Below are 20,785 nucleotides of genomic sequence, written 5' to 3'. Positions count from 1 at the left end.
ATGGGGTCTGCATGAAAATTGAGAGGCATTTTACCAAAGGGAATACGGGTCTTTACCCGAATTTAACTTGGGTCCGTAAGGATTCTAAAATTACGAATACTGACGGGTCAGTTGTATTTGAGGCCAACGGAGTGGAAGTTCCGGATTTTTGGTCGCAGGTGGCAACAGATATCCTCGCGCAGAAATACTTTCGAAGAAAAGGTGTTCCCAAATATTTAAAGAAGGTAGCGGAAAAAGGAATTCCTGAATGGTTACAACGTTCTGTTCCTGATGATGAAAAACTTTCCGCTCTCAATCCTGAAGACAGATTTGTGGGAGAATCAGACTCCAAACAAGTTTTCCATCGCCTTGCCGGCTGTTGGACGTATTGGGGTTATAAACACGGTTATTTTACAGATGAAGACAGTGCTCGTGTTTTCTATGAAGAAGTTATTTTTATGCTCGCAAGCCAAATGGCTGCTCCCAATTCCCCGCAGTGGTTTAACACAGGACTCCACTGGGCGTATGGAATTGATGGGAAATCACAAGGGCATTACTATGTGGATCCAAAATCGGGAAAACTTGTAAGATCAGCCTCTTCTTACGAACACCCACAACCCCATGCCTGTTTCATCCAATCTGTGGATGACGATTTAGTGAATGAAGGTGGAATTATGGACCTTTGGGTTCGTGAAGCTCGTCTTTTCAAATACGGATCTGGTACAGGAACCAACTTTTCTAACTTACGTGCTGCTAATGAATCTCTCTCTGGTGGGGGAAAAAGTTCCGGGCTTATGTCTTTCCTTAAAATTGGGGACAGAGCTGCGGGAGCCATCAAATCAGGAGGAACCACTCGTCGTGCAGCGAAGATGGTTTGTCTTGATATGGACCATCCGGACATCGAAGAGTTCATCGATTGGAAAGTGCAAGAAGAGAAAAAAGTGGCATCCCTTGTTACGGGGTCCATTCTCAATAACCGCCTCCTCAATGATATTATGAGCGCTTGTTCTTCCGCCAAACAAACACTTGGTGAAGAAGCGGCTTACGACCCAGCTGCCAATTTAGATCTGAAAAAAGCGATCCAAAAAGCAAGGAAAGCATTTGTTCCAGACAACTACATCAAACGAGTGATTGACCTTTCCAAACAAGGTTACAAAGACCTACTCTTTGAAGAATTGACAACTGATTGGCAATCCGAAGCTTATAACACTGTTTCTGGACAAAACTCCAATAACTCTGTGCGAATCACAAATGAGTTTATGGAAGCAGTGGAAAAAGACCTTCCTTTCCATCTTTACAATAGAACCGAAAAGGAAAAAGCAAAGGCCGCAAACAGAGAAGCAAAACCTTCTAAAACTTTACGTGCGCGTGATCTTTGGGAAAGAATTGCCAATGCTGCTTGGAACTCTGCAGATCCAGGAACGCAGTATCATAGCACCATCAACGAATGGCATACTTGTCCAGAAGACGGTGCCATCAATGCATCGAACCCTTGTTCTGAGTATATGTTTCTCGACAATACTGCATGTAACTTGGCTTCCGCAAACCTTGTTAAATTCTTAAAAGAAGACGGAAGTTTTGATGTCGCGGGATACCGTTACTTAAACAAAATTTGGACCATCATCTTAGAAGTATCTGTACTTATGGCGCAGTTCCCTTCCAAAGAAATTGCAGAGCTCTCCTACAAGTTTAGAACTTTAGGACTGGGATATGCAAACCTTGGTTCCCTACTCATGATCATGGGAATTCCTTATGATTCACAAGAAGCGATGGCTGTGACTGGTGCGATTTCTTCCATCATGCATATGACTTCTTATGCTACCTCAGCAGAGATGGCAAAAGAACTTGGGCCATTTGCTGGATACGAAAAAAACAAAAACCATATGCTTCGTGTCATTCGTAACCACAGACGTGCTGCTTACAATGCACCAAAAGAAGAATACGAAGGCCTTACCATCACTCCAGTGGGAATCAATCCATCGTTCCTTCCTTCCTACTTACTCGAAGCAGCGAAAGAAGATTCAGACAGAGCCTTGGAACTTGGTGAGTTACACGGATACCGCAACGCACAGGTAACTGTGATTGCACCTACAGGAACCATTGGTCTTGTGATGGACTGTGACACTACAGGAATCGAACCAGACTTTGCTCTCGTGAAATACAAAAAATTGGCTGGTGGTGGATATTTCAAAATCATCAACCAATCCGTTCCGGCTGCATTAAAAAAACTTGGATACAGCCAAGCAGAACAAGATGCCATTGTGAACTATTGTAAAGGCCATGCTACTTTCAACGGTGCTCCTGGTGTCAACACAGCTCGTTTGAAAGAAAAAGGTTTTACAGAAGATGTATTGGAAAAACTCGAAAAACAACTTCCATTTGTTTTTGATATCCAATTTGCATTCAACAAATTTACATTAGGTGAAGATTTCCTTTCGAAAACTTTAGGAATTGATCCTGCGGTTTATAACTCTATGAGTTTTAACCTTTTGGAAACTCTTGGATTTTCTGCAGACGAGATTTCTCAAGCAAATGATTATGTTTGTGGAACTATGACTATCGAAAACGCACCTTTCATCAAAGAGAAGGATCTGGCTGTTTTTGATTGTGCAAACAAATGTGGGAAATACGGAAAACGTTTCTTATCTTATCAATCACATATCCGAATTATGGCTGCGGCACAACCATTCATTTCGGGTGCGATCTCCAAAACGATCAACCTTCCCGAGGAGGCAACCATAGAGGATGTAAAAAATGCATACCTCATGTCTTGGAAAGTGATGATCAAAGCAAACGCACTTTACCGTGATGGATCTAAACTTTCACAACCACTTAACTCTGTATTCCAATTGTTAAGTGCTGTGGGTGAAGAAGAGGAAGAACTTCAAACTTCTTCTGCTCCTAAAACGGTAACGGAAGTGGCGGAAAAACTTGTTTATAAATACATTGCGGAAAGAAGAAAACTTCCACACCGCCGTGCAGGTTATACACAAAAAGCAATGGTTGGCGGTCACAAAGTATACCTTCGCACAGGAGAATACGAAGATGGCCAACTCGGTGAAATCTTTATCGATATGCATAAAGAAGGAGCGGCTTTCCGTTCCCTTACGAATGCGTTTGCGATTGCCGTTTCCCTCGGTCTCCAACATGGAGTTCCACTAGAAGAATTTGTAGAAGCATTCACTTTCTTCAAGTTTGAACCAAACGGTATGGTTTCTGGCAACCCTCACATTAAGATGTCTACTTCTGTGATCGATTACATCTTTAGAGAACTTGCCATAACCTACCTAGGAAGATACGACTTGGCACAAGTATCTCCCGAAGACTTAAGAACAGATGAAGTGGGCAGAAAAGCAGATCCCGCAAAGGATCTAGTGGGAAAGCAGGAAAGTAGCGGACTTCGTGTTCCGCTACAAGTGGCACCTATCTCTATGAAATCTGTTTTGGAAGAAAAACCGGAAGCTGTGGCAGTCGCTAGTGGAACACCACCAACAGCAGCGCAATCAGCAGCGGCAACTCTGAAAATCATTGGAGAAGCGAGAACCAAAGGATATACAGGAGATTCCTGTACAGAATGTGGTTCCTTCCAAATGGTTCGTAACGGAGCTTGTCTCAAGTGTATCTCTTGCGGATCCACGACCGGTTGTTCGTAAAATCTAAACTCCAATCAAGATCTTAAACTCTGGTCGTTTCGATCGGAGTTTGAGGTTTATGGAAAAAAGAGATCTTGGGGACGAAACCCTTTAGGTCTTCTTTTTTTATCTCTTTTGACTCTCTGCTAACTTTGAGATCTGAATCTATCATCAGTGTAGCCCACAAGCCCGTATGCATTTTGCGAGATGGCTTATCTACCAAATAGAATTTAGAAAATCTAGTTTGGAAATTTTAATATTCGGAGAAAGGATAAAGATAGTGATCCTTCAAAAGCACCGGATCCCATTCTTTCAAGAGATCCTATAATTTGGAGGATAGGCTAAGATAAAAACTTAAGGGACTGGAGCCGGTTCAATCGAAGTATCTTCTGCTTTTGGCGCACTGCCACCTAACTGATTTAAGTTGGGAAGATCAACCTTTGGAGATGAAAATGTACCACGAATCGGGATACAAGTTTTGCCCCCTTCTTGCGGAAGAAGGGCAACCATTCCCACTAAGTCCTGGCGTTCCTGAGCAAATTTTTCAGTCAAAGTAAAACAAACCTTAAGATCCAGTTGGGAAAAAGATAAAGTATCAGAAAGACGAACCACACCTTGGAATTGAAATTTAGCTAGAGATGACTCTAAAACTCCCCGCTCTAAAAGTAATTTTCCGGAACGAATTTTGAAAACAAGATTCGCCTTACGGATGTCAGTTCCCTTAAGACTACCTAAAAAAGGAATTTCTGCAGATTCTTTGATTTTTCCGCCAGAAAGGTCAATTTCCCCTTCTCCATTCCATTTGGTAATTTTATCATCGAGTGGAGCCAATCGGAGCGGAATGTCCAATGTTTGGGCAGAAAAAGCCCATTCACTACCTTCAAAACTAAAATAACCAATGTTAGCATCGCCATCTAACCTGGACTGCAAAAGTCCGATCAGAGAGACACCTAAACTAATTTCTTCTGCCTTGATCGAAGTTCCCGTTGGGAAACTAGCTACAAAACTATCAAAAGACTTTCTCCCGATCATGGGAAAATGGATTTCTTTTGCATCCATAAAGATTCCGGTTTCTTTACCAGTTTTGATAAGGATAGAACGGACGATTTCATTGAGTGGAAAAATAAATAAAGTAAATACAAAAAAGGAAACAACAGCAATGGCAACTAAGGTAAAAATCTGTTTACGGTTGACTTTGGAATGTTCTTCGTCACCATCTTCATCAAACAAATCACCATCGTCTTCCAAAAGACTCTCTTGGATTTCTTGGTCTTCTTCTGTTAGGAAATCTTCTTCCAATTCATTTTCTTTTGGCATATCATTTCCCTTTGGACAAGCGACTGTAGGAAGAAACTTTTAAGTTTACATCGTAGATTTCTTTTTCTGCAAATGGTTTTCGAAAACTAAGTAAGTCCACTTTTGCTTGGATCTGTTTATTTTTTTCTATATCGTAAACAAGTTTGATGATGTCTTGTAAAAGTACGGAACGAAAAGATACATCGATCGTAATTTTATTATAGTCCTTTTGAATGACGTTACTTGTATCCTTCATGGTTTGGACTTTGTCTTTGAGATTATAACGAACCAGAATTTGGTCCAGTTTCGAATACATCACACTCACGTCTTCTTCACTTCCACCGGACTGCAATCCACGTAAATAATTGTATTCCCGAATCACCCGGTCGAGTTCGCTAGCTTGTGATCTGGTTTCAAAAATTTCTTCCGTAAGACTATTTCTCAAATCAGAAAACAGGGTGATGATTGTATATATTCCAAGGAGTGCCACAAAACTAATGAGTCCTGTGACTAAAACCCGTTCTCTATCATTCAAACGATCAAACATTACGGTTCATCCTTAGGAGTCACAACATCCATTTTGATTTTAAAACTAACCTTGAATTTATTGACACCAGTGATGAGTCTTTTGTTTTGAATTTGAATGTTTGTAAATTTCTCTGATTTTTCTAAGGCTGATTGGATGGTTCCAATTTCTCCAAATTCATTGACCCTTCCATATATTTGGATTTCCTTTTCCTCAAAGTTAAACTGATCCAAAATAAAAGGTAAAACTTCTGGTGAAGGAAATTGTTCTGTGGCTTCATTCAAAACGTCCAAAACACTTTCTTGTGAAAGGAAAAGACGATAAATTTCTGTTTTTTTACGTTCCGCTTTTAGTTTTTTATTGGCCTCTGCGAGTGGATCGTCGTCTTCACCAAGTTCACCACCAATTCCATTTTTATACTTCTCTAGTAAAACTTGTTTGTTTGCAGAAATTTTTCGTTTGTCCAAAATGATTCCGATAATAAAAACACCAAACAATAGGACAAGAGAAATACTAACAAGAATTAAATGAGGTTTAAATGCCGATAATTTAAATCGGTTAGTATGAATTCGTTTTGCAAATCCAGTTTCTAAAAAGTTAACTCGGTTACGAGATTCAAAATGAGTTCCCGTAGCGACTGCTGTCACAAAACTTGGATCATCAATTCCTAAAAATTCATAACGCCCAGTCCGTATTCCCAACTTCTCTTCTAAATAAGAAGTGAGACCAGGATACAAACTTGCTCCACCAGACAAAAGAATCAGGTTAGGTCTTTCCGTTTCAGGAAGAGAAAAAATACTATTTTCCACTTCGTGAATGAGTTGGTCAATTTTTGCTAAAATAAACTTTCGAAGTGATTTCCACTGCGTTGCAGAGATATGGAACTTAGAAAGAAAACTGGATTCATCTGATTTTTCAATTGTTTCAAACAGAAACCCAACAGGTAGAGATTCTTTTAAAACCCGCGCGTCTTCAAGTTCGATTTTAAGTAAGTTTGCGATTTCTAAACTCACATCTTCTCCACCAATATAAATTTGGCGGGTGTGTCGTAGTTTTCCCTCGAAGAGAACATTCAGAATACTATACCTTCCACCCAAATCAAGTTGCAAAATAGTTTGGTCAGCAAGTAACAAAGGATAGTTTTTTGTAACGAGCGAAGATAAGGCAAAGGAGTCAAGAGACAAACAAGATAAAGATAAATCACCCTTCGCAAATGGTTTTAACGCACGAAGTAATTCCGAGTGGTGTACATTAAAGGAAATCACTTCTGAGTTTTCTTTATTTGCTCTCCATGTTTTTCCAATGACTTCCAGTTCTTCCATGGGGTAAGGAACTAAGTTTTCGACTTCAAAAGGTAAAACTTCTTGAATGGCTTTTTCAGAAACGAGTGGAACCGTTAGATCTCGAACAAATAAATTGTGAATTCCTAAATTTAATAAAAACCTATTTTCTTCAGGAAAAAAACTTTGAATGAAACGAATGATATTGTATTCGAAGGGATCCCCTTCTGATTCATCAAGTTCCACAACAGGAAGGCTTTCTGTCCTGAGGATGACAACTTTTCCGAGAACCTTTTTGAAAAGGACTCCCTTTAAAAACGTAGAACCATAATCGATAGCTAGGTATTGGTCAAATGATAACATAATTAATCTTCAGTATAGTATAACATTTGGTTGTTGGTAAGGTCAAAAAGACCCGATACCTTTCGAACCACTTTATCCTTGATAATCCCAACCCCAGTGATTTTATAAACTTCGCCCTTGGTTTTGATTCGTCCACCAGATACATCCGTTCCCTCACCCGCAAGTTCTTTATACAGAGTGAGATCCCCTGTGGTTTTGACTTGGAATTCTGGTTCGGTCTCCAGATCTTTCAATTCTTTAATATAGCCTCCTTTCTGCAACTTGAGTTTCAAAATTTTCATGGCGGCTTGTTTGGTCATAAAGTCGGAAAGGGAAATCAGGACAAAATAGGGAGCCGTATTGATATTGATTCGGTCATCGTAAGAATCACCTGCAGGCAAATAGGCTGTGATATTATTGGAGAGCACATAATCCTTATCGGAACGAAGGGCTCTTTCCTCCTCTGTCATAAAGTCCTTGGAGTTATTTTTATCATAATCCTTTGGTTTCAAACTTTCATAAACGAGGGAACGATCAAAACCTTTCACGCTCAATAGCTCTGAAAGCGAATAAAGTGGGGCATTTTTGATTTTTCTAGGCGGAGAAAGCCTATTGTAATAGTATTGTTCTGCACCCCCTCCCGTTTCTTGGTGATTTTCATCGATCCAATCCAAAATAGGGAAAATCATCTCTCGCTTTAAACCAAATTGATAAAACAAACGAGTGACCATTTCAATGGTCCTTTGGTTTGGCTGGTCATCATAGATTTTCACAAGAGAGTTGATATTGATTTTTCCATCTTCTGGACTCATCGTATAATAGATGACACCCCCTCCTAGAGGGATTGGTGGCGGGTCCATCGCAAGTCCCGATTGGTATAATACTTCTTCTGGAATTTTTTTAAGAGCTCCCACGGCACCCATAAAACCTGCTTTCGCAAGCATATGGGCACGAAATCCATCTGCTTGAGAGCGGGCCACACGGTATTCAGTTGCCGCATCTTCAAAAAATTTGGATGCCGTAAACAGAGATGCGGTACCTATCGCCATCACTAGGAGATAGACCATAAATCCTTTTTTTGCGTTTTTATTTGTAGAGGATAACCGGATGCGCCAGCGATTCATATTTAACAAAGGCATTCCCCACAAGTGATATAATTTCAAATCGAATGAGTCTTGGAATTTTTTTGGTAGTACGGGAATTCCAATCATCAACCCATTTGTCTCCGCGTTCGGAAAATTTCATTTGGAAACTTTTTACATTTTCAAGTAATACATGTTCAACGCCACCTTGGGTGGGGAATGTATCTATCATTTCATCTTCTCGGCGAATCAAATAAGACAATCCATCCATTTTAGGATTTGGCATTTTACGCAAATAAAAGGAAACTTCTCTGACCGAAGCTTGTCCTTCTTCTTCGGAATTCGGATTGGCAGTAGCAAATACAATCCGATCATTTCTTGTCCCAGTCACACCATCTTGTTTTCCCACAAATAAAATTCTTTTTTGATTATCGATAAAATAAGTCCGAGTGAGAGTACCACGAATATTTTCCATTGCATAAAGAATGTCTTTACGATTTGCACCTTTGTTTGAGGCACCTTTTCGTGAGATTTTATTCGCAGTATAAAATACAGAAAAAATTCCTGTGAATATCACAGCCATAATCATCACAACGATGGAAATTTCCACGAGTGTAAATCCACGTCTTCTACGATTCACAAACATTAGTATTTTGTGCTCCTGAAAGTTTCCACACTATATGTTTCTTTTTTATTTCCATCTATATAAAAAATAGAAACCTTTACACGAAATACTTTCAAAACCCCACCTGTTTCAAAACTTTTTTTCTGACCTCTTTTTTTCATCAGGTCACTCAATCCAACATCTTTATCACCTAACATATCCTTGGGTGCTTTATTCCGAAGGGATTCCGCATTAGGCCCAGCAGCTAGTTTGAGTAAATCCATCTCTTCTTCTTTAATTTCTGTTTCAAAAGTGTAACCAGGAAATGCTTCAATGGATCCGCGAGAGGTGTCCGTTTGCATAGTTGTCGATGAATCTACTTGAGCCATTTTGATTTTTGCTAAATGAACTGCATTGGCGAGTAAAACTGCTTTTTTCTGATAAGAAATTCCTTCTGCAATAAGTGAATATGTATAAGTCATTACCATCGCTGCCATTGCCATTGCAATGGTAACTTCAAAAAGGGTAAATGCACGACGTGTAAAATTATTTAGGTTGGGTTTTTGCATTGGAATCCACCTGTTCATCTCTTTCGTCGAGTCCATAGGATATTTTTTGAATTTGATTGGTGTCTAGTTCCGGAAAATATTCTGTTTTATGAATTTTGATTTTTCCACCGTAACGATAAATTTGAATGGTTCTTTTGATTTCTGTATCGGAGCCAACATACAAAAATAAATCGGTTGTGGTTCCTTGTGGAGTAAATACAATTCGGATTTTTCCTTCCGATCTTGGCTTACCACCTAAGTCACGTACGCTGACAATTTTTGAATAAAAAGGAAGAGTTACTTTCTTTAAAATGGATTCCTCTTCTAGTCCACCTTCCTCTCTTTTTAAAAGGAAAAACTGGTATTCACGCTTTTCAAAGTCATATTGGAATAAAACGGCTTGGTTTGTAAGTTGGGCCTTATTGTATCCGAATTTAAAAGATTCCTGTAGTTTAACAGCAATGTCTTCTGTGGATGGGATGATTAGGTTACGGAGAGTACCACCAACAATCACCATAATTAAACCAAGGATGGAAATCACAACGGCGATCTCAATGAGAGTGAGACCACCTCGTAATTTCCGTTTGATTTTCAAAACCGATATTTTATCGGAAAGCGGCCGGGTAATCATCCGGTGAAAGGATATTAAAGTCTTTACCTTTTCCTTCTCCACCTTCTTTTTTATCATCACCAAGTGTCAGAATTTGAGGAGTAGCTCCTTCAAACTTTAGAACATACGGTGTTTTCCACGGATCTTTCAGAACGGCTTTTTCACGTATAATTGGTTCATAATCATCACCAATTTTATCATCATCTGGTTTTTCAATCAGTGCCTGTAAACCTTGTTCTTCGGAAGGGTATTTGTCATACACTTCTAAATATCGTTCGAGGGCCGTTTTAAGAACAGCGCTATCATTTTTCAGTTTCAGTTTTTTTTCGCCTTCACCCCGGTTTCCGATACTGGAGTAAAGAATCGCCATAAGAGATCCTAAAATGAGCATTACCACGGTAATCTCGATTAGAGTTAGTCCCTCACGTATCTTTCTGTGTTTCCCTTTAGTTTTCATAAACTCTACATCCCCTGGATTTCTTGAGTTAGTTTGTACATTGGCGTCATAATCGCCGCCATAATGGTAAAAATAATTCCACCCATTACAATGATCATCATTGGTTCTAATGATTGGGTCAAAGATTTTATTGCTGTGTCTACCTCGGATTCATAGATTTCCGAGAGTTTATTCATCATTTCGGGGACTTTGTCAGAGGCTTCCCCTGCACTCAGCATCCCGAGTACCATTTGCGGGAGGACTTGTGATCCTTGTAACGAATCAGAAAGTTTTCCCCCTTCTTTGATTTTGACGATTGCCGATTCAATTTCTTCCTTAAAAACTGTGTGACCAACTACATCGGAGACAATGTTCAATGAAACAATTAGTGGTACCCGGTTGAGAAGTAAAATGGATAAATTTCTAGCAAAATTCGAAACCAAAATTTTACGAAGTAAGGTTCCGATGACTGGCAAACGAAGGAGGAATTTGTCCCAAGTTTTTTTCCCTTCGCCTCCACTTTTCCATTTCATAAACCCAAGTAGTCCACCGGCGATCGCTCCCAAAATAAAAAACCAATAATTGGTCAAAACATAGGATAAAAAAATCACACTTCTTGTGAGTAGCGGAAGTTTGGCATCAAAGGAAGCAAACAACTGTTCGATTTGTGGAATGACTACAACAAGAAGAAAGATGGATACACCCAAAGAAAGTAAACCCATGATCATTGGATAAATCATAGCCACTTGGACTTTTGATTTTAATTCGGAAGATTTTTCCTCGAGTTCAGCTAACCGGTGCAACGTGTTTTCATAATTTCCTGTCGATTCACCTACAGAAATCAAACTGGGATACTGGTCAGGAAAAACAGTTTTGTGTTTCTTCATAGACTCGGAAAGACTCATTCCTTCCGTAATATCCGCTCTCATCTCTATCAAAACTTTTTTGAAATAGATATTCTCGACTTGGTCAATGATGGAGAGTAAACATTTATCAAGAGGGATCCCTGCACCAATCAGGGTTCCAAGTTGTTTACAAAATAGTCCGACTTCTTTTCTTGGAATTCTATATAATAACTTTGATAAAAAAGGAAAAAGTTCACGTTCTTCCTTTTCCCTATCTTCTTGGATGGAGCGAACGTACAGCCCTTTCGCCTTAAGTTTGTTACGTGCCGCCTGAAGGTTTGGGGCATCTATGATATTTTTTTCTTCTTTACCCTTTCGATTGAATGCAACGTAAGTATAGAGTGGCATAAAAATTATGATACCCGAAGGACTTCTTCTGGAGTTGTTACACCCTCAATCACTTTATATTTGCCGTAAACTTGCAAAGTCGATAGACCATTTTTCAATGCGATTTCTTTGATTCGATTGGCATCAGCACCCTGTAAAATGGCTCGTTTGATTTCATCATTCATAGTGAGAAGTTCGTACAAACCTGTTCTACCTTTGTATCCAGAGTTTAGACAGGAAGAACAACCTTTCCCACGATACAAAACTCCGTTTTTTAATTCTTTTCTTTGGATTCCAAGACCTGCTAAATCTTTATCTGTAGGTTTGTAACTCGTTTTACAATCCTTACAAATCACACGTACAAGCCTTTGGGCCATAAAACCTAACACAGAACTTGTGATGAGATATGGTTCAATTCCCATATCCACAAGCCTTGTTACAGCAGACGAAGCATCATTTGTATGTAAGGTAGAAAAAACTAAGTGACCAGTAAGTGAGGCTTGGATGGCAATCCTTGCGGTTTCCTCATCACGGATCTCCCCTACCATCACCACATCCGGATCTTGACGAAGGATAGAACGTAAACCTGCAGCAAAAGTTAGGCCAATTTTTTCGTTCATTTGCATTTGCGAAATACCATCCATCTGGTATTCCACCGGATCTTCGCAGGTGATGATGTTTCGCTCTTCTGTATTGATTTCAGAAAGTGCAGAATAAAGTGTCGTAGATTTACCAGATCCAGTGGGACCTGTGACTAAAATGATTCCATAAGGTTTATAGATTAAATGCTTAAAATCATTCAAAATTTCCTTATTAAAACCCATGGTTTCAATGGAATATTTTTGGTCAGTTTTGTTTAGGATACGCATTACGATCCGTTCCCCGAATTGGCAAGGGATGATAGAAACCCGGACATCCACATCTTTTCCTGCCAACCTAAGTTTGATCCTACCGTCTTGTGGCAAACGGTTTTCCGCAATGTTTAAGTTTGACATGATTTTGATACGAGTTGAAATTCCCGCCAAATAAGACTTAGGTGGATTTAAAACCTTTTGTAAAACACCATCCACACGGTATCGAACCACTACGGATTTTTCAAATGGTTCTACGTGGATATCTGAGGCTCGTTCTGATACTGCTTGTGATAAAATTACGTTCACCATCTTGATGATGGGAGCTTCGTTGGATAAATCTAGTGCGTCGGATTCGAAAACGTCAGAGAGATCACCAAAACTCCCATCCATTTCATCCATCATCTCTTTGGCTTCGGCAGTTGTTTTGTCGAACTGAGAGTGGATGATTCTCATAATTTCGTTTTCTGTGGCAAGAACGAATTGTATTTCATATCCTTTTAAGAAGGATCTCATATCATCCATTGGATGTAGGTCTGTTGGATCACAAGTGGCAACGATTACTTTTTTGCCTTTGACTGTAACTGGAACAATTTTAGAACGTTGGACTAGTTTTAATGGGATTTTTCCAAATACTTCTTCATTTCCAACAAACTCAAGTTTGTCGATAAACTCCATACGATGGAGTTTCGCTAGTGCTTTTAAAATGTCTGTTTCGGAAGCGAGGCCTTTTTTTTGAATGATATGAGTGATAGGGAGATTTGTTTTTTCCTGTTGTTTGGAAATATCTTCGAGATCCTTAACCGTAAGGATCCCATCTTCAAGTAGGATTTGGCCTAAACTCTTTCTCATCGTAATTTCTTTTCTCGTTCGTCGACCATCCTTTCTTGTTCATTCTTCTTTTGGATGGTCATACGATCCGATTTATCTCGGTCGTCTAGAATATGCGGTGTCAAAAATACCATCAAATTGGTTTTACGGTTTTGATTGGTAGTTCTGCGAAATAAAGTTCCGAGAAGTGGAATCTCCCCTAAAATAGGAATTTTTTGCACTTTCTTTTGTTTGTCATTGGAAAGTAGTCCCCCAATCACGATGGTTTGGATATTGTCCACAACAATCGTTGTTTTGATATCTCGTTTGTTAAACGTCGGGTTTCCCCCTGTGGCTTCTGATGAAATCCCGGCTACGTTTTTAATTTCTTGGTAAAGATCAAGAGTGATTCGATTGTTTTTATTAATATGTGGGGTGAACTTGAGTTTAATCCCAGTGGGTCTGTATTCAAAGTTAGCAACCGTTACTGCGTTGTCTCCACCAAGACCGGCGTTACGATTTTGTGTTCTTACGGGAACATCCTGACCGACATTGATTTCTGCCTCCTGGTTGTCCAAAGTCAAAATTTGTGGAGCAGACAATACATTGAAATTTTCATTGGTTGAGTTTGCGTTTAAGATACCGATGATTTGTTGTCCACCGCGACGAATGAACCCAAGGGAAAATCCAGACAATGTGTTAACATTTGTGGGTCGTCCATTTTTATCAATCACTCCCCCTTGCGCCGCAAGACCCGTGTTAAACTGTCCATAGGCTAATTCTTGGTAACGCCAATCAATTCCAAAGTCATTTAAGTCAGTGGAGCTTAGTTCCACGATCAGGACTTCAAGTAACACTTGTTTCCTGGGAGTATCTAAAATTTTAATGATTTTTTTGATCTCTTCCCATTCTTGAGGAGTTGCTGTCACGATGAGTGAATTTGACTCTTTATGAGCCACTGCTTTAATTTTATCTTGTTTCCCAGGAACTTTCGGTGCTTGGGCAACTGGCTGTGGAGTCGGTGGCTTTCCATCCGGGCCAGGTTCGCCAGGTTGGCCACTTTGGGTCGGTGCCATAGGAGCATCCGGCATATCCAATTTCACTAAGATTGCAGCGAGTTTTTCCGCCTCGTTGTATTCCAAAGTATAAATATGAATATCACCTGCAGAAGATATTGATCCTGGACCATCTGCTCTTACATCCAAGTTATCTACTAACTTAAGTAACTTATTGATATCAGAAGTAGAACCGGAAAAAATCAAAGTGTTTTGGTTTTTAGGAATGATGATGTCTGTATCGGGAGAAGTAACCCTTTTAAGGATTGGTTCCAATTCCACCGCATTCGAAAATTCCAAAGGAACAATTTGAGTGATTGTTTTATTTAGTGAAACTTCCGATTCCGAAACCGGATCTTTACCAATCCGAACGATGGGTGATTTAGCGAGGGCATCTTTGATCTTGACTACTTTGATGAGGTCATTTTCTTCGATGAGACCAAACCCTTGCGTTTCTAAAACGGATTTCATAAATCCATAAGCGTCTTCGATCTTAACGCGTTTTTGAGAAATGATGGTTACTTTTTTTCCTTTCACGGCATCATCTATGAGGATATTTTTTTTGATGATGGCACTCATTCCCATGAGAAAATCTTTGAGTTCAGTATCTCTCCAATCGGCAGTAAAACTCGCAGGCTCCGGGGAAGATTTACTTTTTGGTTTTCCCTTTTCTTGGGAAAAGCTCGGTGTCACAAATACATAAAGGCAAATACTAAGTAATACTAAAGGAAGACGATTTCTCATTTTAATTCCGAATGATAAATTCATATGTGATTATTTTGCCTTGTCTCTCTAAATCCACTGTAATTTTTGGGGCTTGTTTGATCGAACCCCAAATTTCCAACATTTTCTCTGTTTCGTTCAGAGGCATTCCATTGACACGTTTGATGATATCCCCACCACGAGCACCTAGGGAATAAAATACATGGTCTTTTGCCACCTGATAGATCTTGTAACCCTCGATCTTTCCGTCTACCAAATGAGGGCCAAACCTTGCATTTTTATAGATAGTGTTCGGGTCCTTCAATTTCCTGTTTACGTCTTCACGGGAAAGAACTTTTTGAACCGTTTGGCTGGAAGGCCCTAAACTTGAAACGGCAGCCGCATCTTTTGGACGAATCCGTTCTTTTGCTTGCGCAGGGGTTTCACCAATGTTGACCCGAAGGCTAAGGCCACCTTTTTTTAACACCACGTAATGTTGTTCGATGGTTTGGACTTTGTAACCACCCACCATCTCACCCGTTCCATATTCTTCAGAATCGTTGTTTTGTTTTTCTCGGATGGTGACCCGAGCAAAAGACCAGTGACCAGAAAGGGTTCCTGTCACAAGCATTTGGTCATCGTCCCCATTGTCCTGAGCAATTTCTGGATCGAGTGGCGCACCATCTGCTCCGCGTTTGGTGGTATCATTTGGATCATACACTTGGCCGCGGATTAAATTTCCTGTTACGATGTCTTCGTACGTACTCACTGCCAAAATCACTTCTTGGCGCATTTGTTTCGGACGGGTATTTCCAGCGACACTGATCCCAGTTTCTGTAGAAAACAAAAGAAGAAGGACCAACTTCAATAGGTAAGCCAAAGAAAAAGAAAAGAGTAATACAGCCGGAATTAAAGTCAAAAACTGACTCGACTGGATTCTTTGAAGGATTAGATTCATGCTCCCCACAAACCGGAGGTGGGCTCCGATTACATTCCGGCTACTTCAGATTTGGGGAGTCTAGTGACTTGTTTTTCAGTGATACTCAGAGCCGATTCAGGATTCATAATTTTCCCGTTTCGAAACACTTCAAAATGCAAATGAGCTCCTGTTGCTGTTCCTGTCCTACCGACAAGTGCCACCACACGACCCATCTTCACCGTTTCCCCAACCTCAACTAAAATCTGTGAACAATGGGCGTAAACTGTTTTATACCCATTTTTATGTTGGATGGTGACTGAATTTCCATACCCACCGTTGCGACCAGTAAAAACAACTTCTCCATCTGCGGCAGATAAAACGGGAGCACCCACTTTCGCTGCTAAGTCAAGACCTGTATGATACACTCGGTTGTATTTGTTGAAAGGATCTACACGTCGACCATATCGGGAGGTCACTCGGCTTTGAGGAACGGGCATTATGAAGATTTTTTTAAGAACAACTCGAGAAGAAGAAGCATTCTTCACTTGGACTGGTATTTCCAAAACTTGTCCAATTTTCAATTGGTCATTGGAGAGTCCATTGTGTTTTTTTAATTTGGAAAGTTCAATCGAAAAGGACCTAGCAATTTTGGATAGATTGTCTTTTTTTTGAACTGCATATTTTTTTACGATGATACCAGATTCATGAACCACTGTATTACTCACAACAGGAGAAACATCTATGTATTTAGGGAGATCTAGTGAAGCAAGTTCCACTTCTTCCTCGTCAGTCGATGCATTGACACCTACCGAAAAGAGTTTGTGAACTTCTGATTCTTGCGATTGGGAACCAAAGAGACGAAACATCCCAGATTCTCCGCCAGGGAGTGATTCATTGATTTCTGAGTGGATTTTTTGAAAGGGATTGGCAAGGAGAACGGTTCCAGAAAGAAACCAAAGAGAAAATGTTACCAACCGAAGTGCTTTCACGATTAGAATATCGGGATTAAAAGGGAAGAATCTTGAACAAGAAACAAAGAAAGAATAAAAACGGACTACTTGCGACAATGGAGAATTCCCAAACCTTTATTTCTTTTTTTTGACACTGGGCTCGACAAGAGTGAATTTTTTTCCCACCCATTCTTCGACATCTTCCAAGTCATACTGCTTCTTTTTTATATCATCATTAATGATATAAGCCGCCAATTTTCCCACAGAAGACTCTCTAGACTCTGCAATGGGATACACCTTCAATTTCAAAAGTGAAGGTGTGGATTCAATGTATATCTTTACAAGTGTTCCTTTTTTCCAAACTTCCGTTTGAGAGAATTTGATCTCATCTTGTAATGCATACGTCTTTCCATCATAGTATTCATTGATTTCCCTTAATCTTTCTTTTTTAATCAACCGTTGGGAACAATGACTGAACACAAGGAGAAGAACGAGGGGAATTACACGAATGATACTACAATTCAAAGCAAACTCTTAGGAAAAGTCACCATGATGCCTTATTTATGAAAAGTCTTTTTTATTTTTTGGCCCAAAAGAGAGAAAACATTACCCATCTGGTTGTGATCCCCAAACGCGCAGAAGTTGGTAGCTTAATGTATGAATGGAATGGGACAAAAGAAATCCAAGTGGAGGTGGGGATACGAAGAGGTCTGCCCCATTTTCAAATTTTAGGTTGTGCTTCTCTCTCCACCAAAGAGTCCAAAGACCGCATCCGTTTGGCTCTGGAGGCTTCTGGGTACCAGTTCCCACTCGAAACCATCATCATCAATTTAAAGCCAGCTCATATACCCAAAAGGATGGTCTGTTTGGATCTGGCGATGGCTGTGGGCATCCTCCTTGCTACTGATCAAATCAAAGAACAGGAAAGGCAGATTCTGTTTTTAGGTGGTTTGGGACTGGATGGTTCTGTCGTGGGAGGAAAGGAACTTTTGCCTTATCTCTGGCAAAATCAGGACCAGAATGGAGTTTCTGTCTGTCTTCCTCGTTCCCTAGAAAAAGAAACACTACCGGAAGGCCAGTATTACTTTTTAGACCACTTAGATGAAGTTCGTGACTTAACAGGTGTCCTGCCAAACTGCCGAGGGATTCCTTCTCCGCAATCGGAACCTCTCACTTGGGATCATGTTTTATTAGATCCATACCAAATGAAAGTGTTCCAAGGTCTTATGTATTCCCTCCTCGGAAAACACCATAGCCTACTATTAGGAAGCCCAGGTTCGGGAAAAACTATGCTCCACCGTATGTTAGAATCCTTATTGCCCTCAAAAGAGACAAGAGACCTTAAAAACCAAGGAATTTGGACTTTCGAAGGAGAGTTTGAAATTCCCTCCAACAAACGTCCGTTTCGCTCCCCTCACCATTCCGCTACCGAAGTAGGACTCGTAGGTGGAGGACTTCCCTTCCAACCTGGAGAAATCTCAAAAGCCTTTGGAGGAATCTTATACTTAGATGAAGCTTTGGAATTCAAAGATCGAATTTTAGAAAGTTTACGAATGCCAATGGAAGATTCGTATTTAGAAATTGTTAGGATGAATGAAAAGACAAAATTAAAAACAGATTTTACGTTGATGTTATCAGCGAACCCCTGTCCTTGTGGAAATTATCATAGTAACCAAGTGTGTCACTGTTCCTTGCAGAGGATTCGTTTGTATTTACAAAAAATTAGCGGGGCTTTTTTAGATCGAATCACAATCTTTCAAACCTTATTCGAAACAACAAATGATCGGTGTATCAAACTAGAAGAATTAAAAATGAAACAAACTATTTTGGAAAGGTTTGCCTTTCGAAACACAAACATAATTCCTGAAAATGAAGAAACCAAAATCCAAAAAATTTTAGATACAGAAAATCAAACGAAACAACTGTCCCTACGAAAGAAAAAACAAATCATTTCTTTAGCAAGGACCATTGCAGATTGGAACCTATCCCCCCGAACCAAGGAAGTACATATTTGGGAAGCAGTGGACTATTGCATCGGCTACCAATGGATTTACAGTTTAGGGTGATTATTTTGAAATAAAATGCGAAATTTCCATCGCAATTTTATTGATCGCATAATCCATATAAGCTGGATCATCGATTTTCTTTTTATAATTTTCGAATTTTTTCTGGATGGTCGATGCCATCCCCCTTTTCCGGAGTAATACCGGATCTGGTCCAAATTCGTCGGTTTCTGCTAAATTCCCAAAAATACTAAATTGACTCATGTGGTTACTTCCTTGTAACAATCAAACTCTCATCCTTGAGAGCGTTTTCCCTTATGGGATACATCATCAATCGGCCCGGTACAAAAATCCCTTGATGAAGTATTTTAGAAGATTGACGAATAAAAACGCACTTCCTTTTTTTCAGTGATATGGATCAAATTAAAAGAAGGTGTTAGGTGAACAAAAGCCGGTATTTCTCTGATTAAATAGTAATATACCTTCCGCATTCTCATACGTTTTGTCTCATGAAAGCATTCCAAGGGATGAAATCCGTTCCTTTCATCCCAAGTTTTGACTTCAGAACAATGAAGTGAATTGTTCCACAAACTAATTATGTCTAATTCACCGAAGGACTTTCGGTAGTTGCGAAAAAGGATGGTATGACCAAGAGAAACCAAGTATTCACATCCCAAACCTTCTCCTAGTCTCCCTAGGTCCGTTTTTTTTGGCATCTGCCAATCACCTTGTAGGTTAGTAAATTTGGGAAAAAGGAATGGCTTGTTGGATGTAGAGATTGAGGTCTTTCATAAGGTCCACAAATTCTAAATGTTTTAGACGTTTGCCTTCTGCATCTTTAGTGACTCGAATGACGGGACGAAGGGGTTTATCTTTATTGGATTCAATGACCATACCCATTCTTAGGTCAGAAAGAACCACACCGGACCCCACAGGAAACATAGAAAGTTTATTCAAAAATAATCTTACCATTTTTAAATCAAAACGGTTCACGTTTTCGCTAATCATAATTTTCATTGCTTCATAAGGAAGGATAGCTTGTCTATACGGTCTTGGATGGATCATCGCAGCAAATTGGTCTGCAATCATAAAAACTTTTGTGAGTTCTTCAATTTGGTTTGCCAAAATCCTTTGTGGATACCCAGTTCCATCCACTGCTTCATGGTGTTGTAAGGCAACGATTGCAAGGGAATTTTTTAATTTCAATCTTTGAGTGAGGATTTGGTAACCAGTCACTGGATGGCGTTTGATGGTTTTTAAATCTAATTCAGAAAGGGCACCTTTTTTCTCAGAAACTTCTTCGGGGACTGTCACCATTCCGATATCTGCAAATAGAGAAGCCAATGCTAAATCGATTAATTTAGGTCTAGAAAACTCTAAAAAGTTTCCTAACATCACAGAAAAGAATGTCGCATAACATATATGAGTGTATAGATAATATCCAGAATGAGAATGTGATAAAAGTAAAATAGGTATCTGTGCGTTCGCTTTTGTATGATCGGCGATTCTTTCTGCAATCTCACGGAACTCTCGGATCTCCGTATAACGACCCTCAGATGCCGATTTATAGGTTTTTTGTACCAATTCAAAACAGTCTTTGAAAACAGAATTGAACTCAACCTTAGTTGTATTGGTTTTTTCTAATAGATACTTAAAACGAGTCGAGTTTTCATCATCCTGATAAAAAGGAAGATTGGTATCGAAGTAACCTGGCCCTGCACCTGCTGTGGTTTTGTCTCCACCTTCGGCCAATACCTTTTCACCATCTGTTAAAACAAAGGTGATTCCGAATTGGACCAAGCGGTCTAAATCTTGTTGAGTGATGGGTTGCTCAGCTCCAACAAAAACTGTATCTTTATCTAAATAAATTGACTTAGTAAACTTCGAGCCAGGTTCAAGATCTCGAATGGAAATTTTCCGCATAATTG

General features: G+C 39.7%; 19 protein-coding genes. 2 read left to right on the top strand and 17 right to left on the bottom strand.

Translation table 11 applies throughout. From position 1 onward, the window contains the following. Positions 1-11: 11 nt before the first annotated feature. Entirely contained in the window at positions 12-3,632 is a 3,621-nt protein-coding gene (locus CH364_RS07330; RefSeq protein WP_100742891.1) for a vitamin B12-dependent ribonucleotide reductase, read from the top strand. 333 nt (positions 3,633-3,965) lie between these two features. On the opposite strand, the gene gspN is transcribed toward CH364_RS07330, so the two are convergent. From gspN to CH364_RS07260, 14 genes are all read right to left on the bottom strand, one after another. Continuing rightward, positions 3,966-4,928: a type II secretion system protein GspN gene (gene gspN / locus CH364_RS07325; RefSeq protein WP_100742890.1), complete on the bottom strand. Its 963-nt coding sequence runs from the start codon at positions 4,926-4,928 to the stop codon at positions 3,966-3,968. A 1-nt stretch (position 4,929) separates the two neighbouring features. Next, on the bottom strand, positions 4,930-5,454 hold the full coding sequence (locus CH364_RS07320; protein ID WP_100742889.1) for a hypothetical protein: 525 nt from the start codon (positions 5,452-5,454) through the stop codon (positions 4,930-4,932). Further along, on the bottom strand, positions 5,454-7,076 hold the full coding sequence (locus CH364_RS07315; protein ID WP_100742888.1) for a cell division protein FtsA: 1,623 nt from the start codon (positions 7,074-7,076) through the stop codon (positions 5,454-5,456). Before CH364_RS07315 ends, CH364_RS07320 begins: the two co-directional genes overlap by 1 nt. Before the next feature lie 2 nt (positions 7,077-7,078). Continuing rightward, the gene (locus tag CH364_RS07310; protein WP_243401284.1) at positions 7,079-8,179 is read right to left on the bottom strand and encodes a type II secretion system minor pseudopilin; all 1,101 of its coding nucleotides are present in this window, start codon (positions 8,177-8,179) and stop codon (positions 7,079-7,081) included. Next, positions 8,142-8,783, bottom strand: a complete 642-nt coding sequence (locus CH364_RS07305; protein ID WP_100742887.1) for a type II secretion system protein GspJ — start codon at positions 8,781-8,783, stop codon at positions 8,142-8,144. Before CH364_RS07305 ends, CH364_RS07310 begins: the two co-directional genes overlap by 38 nt. Beyond that, complete coding sequence (locus tag CH364_RS07300; protein WP_100742886.1) at positions 8,783-9,310, bottom strand: prepilin-type N-terminal cleavage/methylation domain-containing protein; 528 nt, start codon at positions 9,308-9,310, stop codon at positions 8,783-8,785. The genes CH364_RS07305 and CH364_RS07300 overlap by 1 nt, the downstream gene beginning before the upstream one ends. Beyond that, on the bottom strand, positions 9,288-9,806 hold the full coding sequence (locus tag CH364_RS07295) for a general secretion pathway protein GspH (protein ID WP_100743461.1): 519 nt from the start codon (positions 9,804-9,806) through the stop codon (positions 9,288-9,290). Before CH364_RS07295 ends, CH364_RS07300 begins: the two co-directional genes overlap by 23 nt. 88 nt (positions 9,807-9,894) lie before the next feature. Beyond that, positions 9,895-10,356, bottom strand: a complete 462-nt coding sequence (locus CH364_RS07290; RefSeq protein ID WP_100742885.1) for a type II secretion system protein GspG — start codon at positions 10,354-10,356, stop codon at positions 9,895-9,897. Between the two features lie 5 nt (positions 10,357-10,361). Then, on the bottom strand, positions 10,362-11,588 hold the full coding sequence (locus CH364_RS07285; RefSeq protein WP_100742884.1) for a type II secretion system F family protein: 1,227 nt from the start codon (positions 11,586-11,588) through the stop codon (positions 10,362-10,364). Positions 11,589-11,593: 5 nt separating this feature from the next. Next, the gene (gene gspE, locus CH364_RS07280) at positions 11,594-13,270 is read right to left on the bottom strand and encodes a type II secretion system ATPase GspE (RefSeq protein WP_100742883.1); all 1,677 of its coding nucleotides are present in this window, start codon (positions 13,268-13,270) and stop codon (positions 11,594-11,596) included. Further along, on the bottom strand, positions 13,267-15,027 hold the full coding sequence (gspD, locus tag CH364_RS07275) for a type II secretion system secretin GspD (RefSeq protein ID WP_100742882.1): 1,761 nt from the start codon (positions 15,025-15,027) through the stop codon (positions 13,267-13,269). The genes gspE and gspD overlap by 4 nt, the downstream gene beginning before the upstream one ends. 1 nt (position 15,028) lies before the next feature. Then, positions 15,029-15,943 carry a general secretion pathway protein GspC gene (locus CH364_RS07270; RefSeq protein ID WP_100742881.1) on the bottom strand — a complete coding sequence of 305 codons (915 nt, stop codon included), beginning with the start codon at positions 15,941-15,943 and terminating at the stop codon, positions 15,029-15,031. Positions 15,944-15,972: 29 nt separating this feature from the next. Further along, a complete protein-coding gene (locus CH364_RS07265) occupies positions 15,973-16,971 on the bottom strand; it encodes a peptidoglycan DD-metalloendopeptidase family protein (protein ID WP_100742880.1) in 999 nt (332 codons plus the stop codon). Between the two features lie 18 nt (positions 16,972-16,989). Beyond that, positions 16,990-17,355, bottom strand: a complete 366-nt coding sequence (locus CH364_RS07260; protein WP_100743460.1) for a type II secretion system-associated lipoprotein — start codon at positions 17,353-17,355, stop codon at positions 16,990-16,992. An 83-nt stretch (positions 17,356-17,438) separates the two neighbouring features. Between CH364_RS07260 and CH364_RS07255 the strand changes: the two genes are divergently transcribed. Then, positions 17,439-18,920 carry an ATP-binding protein gene (locus CH364_RS07255; RefSeq protein ID WP_244280400.1) on the top strand — a complete coding sequence of 494 codons (1,482 nt, stop codon included), beginning with the start codon at positions 17,439-17,441 and terminating at the stop codon, positions 18,918-18,920. On the opposite strand, the gene CH364_RS07250 is transcribed toward CH364_RS07255, so the two are convergent. The 3 genes from CH364_RS07250 to CH364_RS07240 all read right to left on the bottom strand — a co-directional run bounded on the left by CH364_RS07250 (position 18,921) and on the right by CH364_RS07240 (position 20,780). Further along, positions 18,921-19,121, bottom strand: coding sequence for a hypothetical protein (locus tag CH364_RS07250; RefSeq protein ID WP_004788727.1), 201 nt, complete (start codon positions 19,119-19,121; stop codon positions 18,921-18,923). A 104-nt stretch (positions 19,122-19,225) separates the two neighbouring features. Next, positions 19,226-19,573, bottom strand: a complete 348-nt coding sequence (locus tag CH364_RS07245; RefSeq protein ID WP_100742879.1) for a YraN family protein — start codon at positions 19,571-19,573, stop codon at positions 19,226-19,228. 19 nt (positions 19,574-19,592) lie between these two features. Continuing rightward, positions 19,593-20,780, bottom strand: a complete 1,188-nt coding sequence (locus CH364_RS07240; RefSeq protein ID WP_100742878.1) for a cyclic di-GMP phosphodiesterase — start codon at positions 20,778-20,780, stop codon at positions 19,593-19,595. Between the last annotated feature and the right edge of the window lie 5 nt (positions 20,781-20,785).

This window comes from Leptospira harrisiae, assembly GCF_002811945.1.
GTDB classification, from domain to species: domain Bacteria; phylum Spirochaetota; class Leptospiria; order Leptospirales; family Leptospiraceae; genus Leptospira_A; species Leptospira_A harrisiae.
The sequence above is the reverse complement of the archived record's forward strand: the minus strand, read 5'-3'. Positions and strand labels throughout refer to the sequence as shown.

Excerpts from the sequence above, each read along its gene's own strand:
- CH364_RS07330 (WP_100742891.1), top strand. The coding sequence starts at position 12 with ATGAAAATTGAGAGGCATTTTACCAAAGGGAATACGGGTCTTTACCCG.
- gspN (WP_100742890.1), bottom strand. The coding sequence starts at position 4,928 with ATGCCAAAAGAAAATGAATTGGAAGAAGATTTCCTAACAGAAGAAGAC.
- CH364_RS07320 (WP_100742889.1), bottom strand. The coding sequence starts at position 5,454 with ATGTTTGATCGTTTGAATGATAGAGAACGGGTTTTAGTCACAGGACTC.
- CH364_RS07315 (WP_100742888.1), bottom strand. The coding sequence starts at position 7,076 with ATGTTATCATTTGACCAATACCTAGCTATCGATTATGGTTCTACGTTT.
- CH364_RS07310 (WP_243401284.1), bottom strand. The coding sequence starts at position 8,179 with ATGAATCGCTGGCGCATCCGGTTATCCTCTACAAATAAAAACGCAAAA.
- CH364_RS07305 (WP_100742887.1), bottom strand. The coding sequence starts at position 8,783 with ATGTTTGTGAATCGTAGAAGACGTGGATTTACACTCGTGGAAATTTCC.
- CH364_RS07300 (WP_100742886.1), bottom strand. The coding sequence starts at position 9,310 with ATGCAAAAACCCAACCTAAATAATTTTACACGTCGTGCATTTACCCTT.
- CH364_RS07295 (WP_100743461.1), bottom strand. The coding sequence starts at position 9,806 with ATGGTGATTGTTGGTGGTACTCTCCGTAACCTAATCATCCCATCCACA.
- CH364_RS07290 (WP_100742885.1), bottom strand. The coding sequence starts at position 10,356 with ATGAAAACTAAAGGGAAACACAGAAAGATACGTGAGGGACTAACTCTA.
- CH364_RS07285 (WP_100742884.1), bottom strand. The coding sequence starts at position 11,588 with ATGCCACTCTATACTTACGTTGCATTCAATCGAAAGGGTAAAGAAGAA.
- gspE (WP_100742883.1), bottom strand. The coding sequence starts at position 13,270 with ATGAGAAAGAGTTTAGGCCAAATCCTACTTGAAGATGGGATCCTTACG.
- gspD (WP_100742882.1), bottom strand. The coding sequence starts at position 15,027 with ATGAGAAATCGTCTTCCTTTAGTATTACTTAGTATTTGCCTTTATGTA.
- CH364_RS07270 (WP_100742881.1), bottom strand. The coding sequence starts at position 15,943 with ATGAATCTAATCCTTCAAAGAATCCAGTCGAGTCAGTTTTTGACTTTA.
- CH364_RS07250 (WP_004788727.1), bottom strand. The coding sequence starts at position 19,121 with ATGAGTCAATTTAGTATTTTTGGGAATTTAGCAGAAACCGACGAATTT.
- CH364_RS07245 (WP_100742879.1), bottom strand. The coding sequence starts at position 19,573 with ATGCCAAAAAAAACGGACCTAGGGAGACTAGGAGAAGGTTTGGGATGT.
- CH364_RS07240 (WP_100742878.1), bottom strand. The coding sequence starts at position 20,780 with ATGCGGAAAATTTCCATTCGAGATCTTGAACCTGGCTCGAAGTTTACT.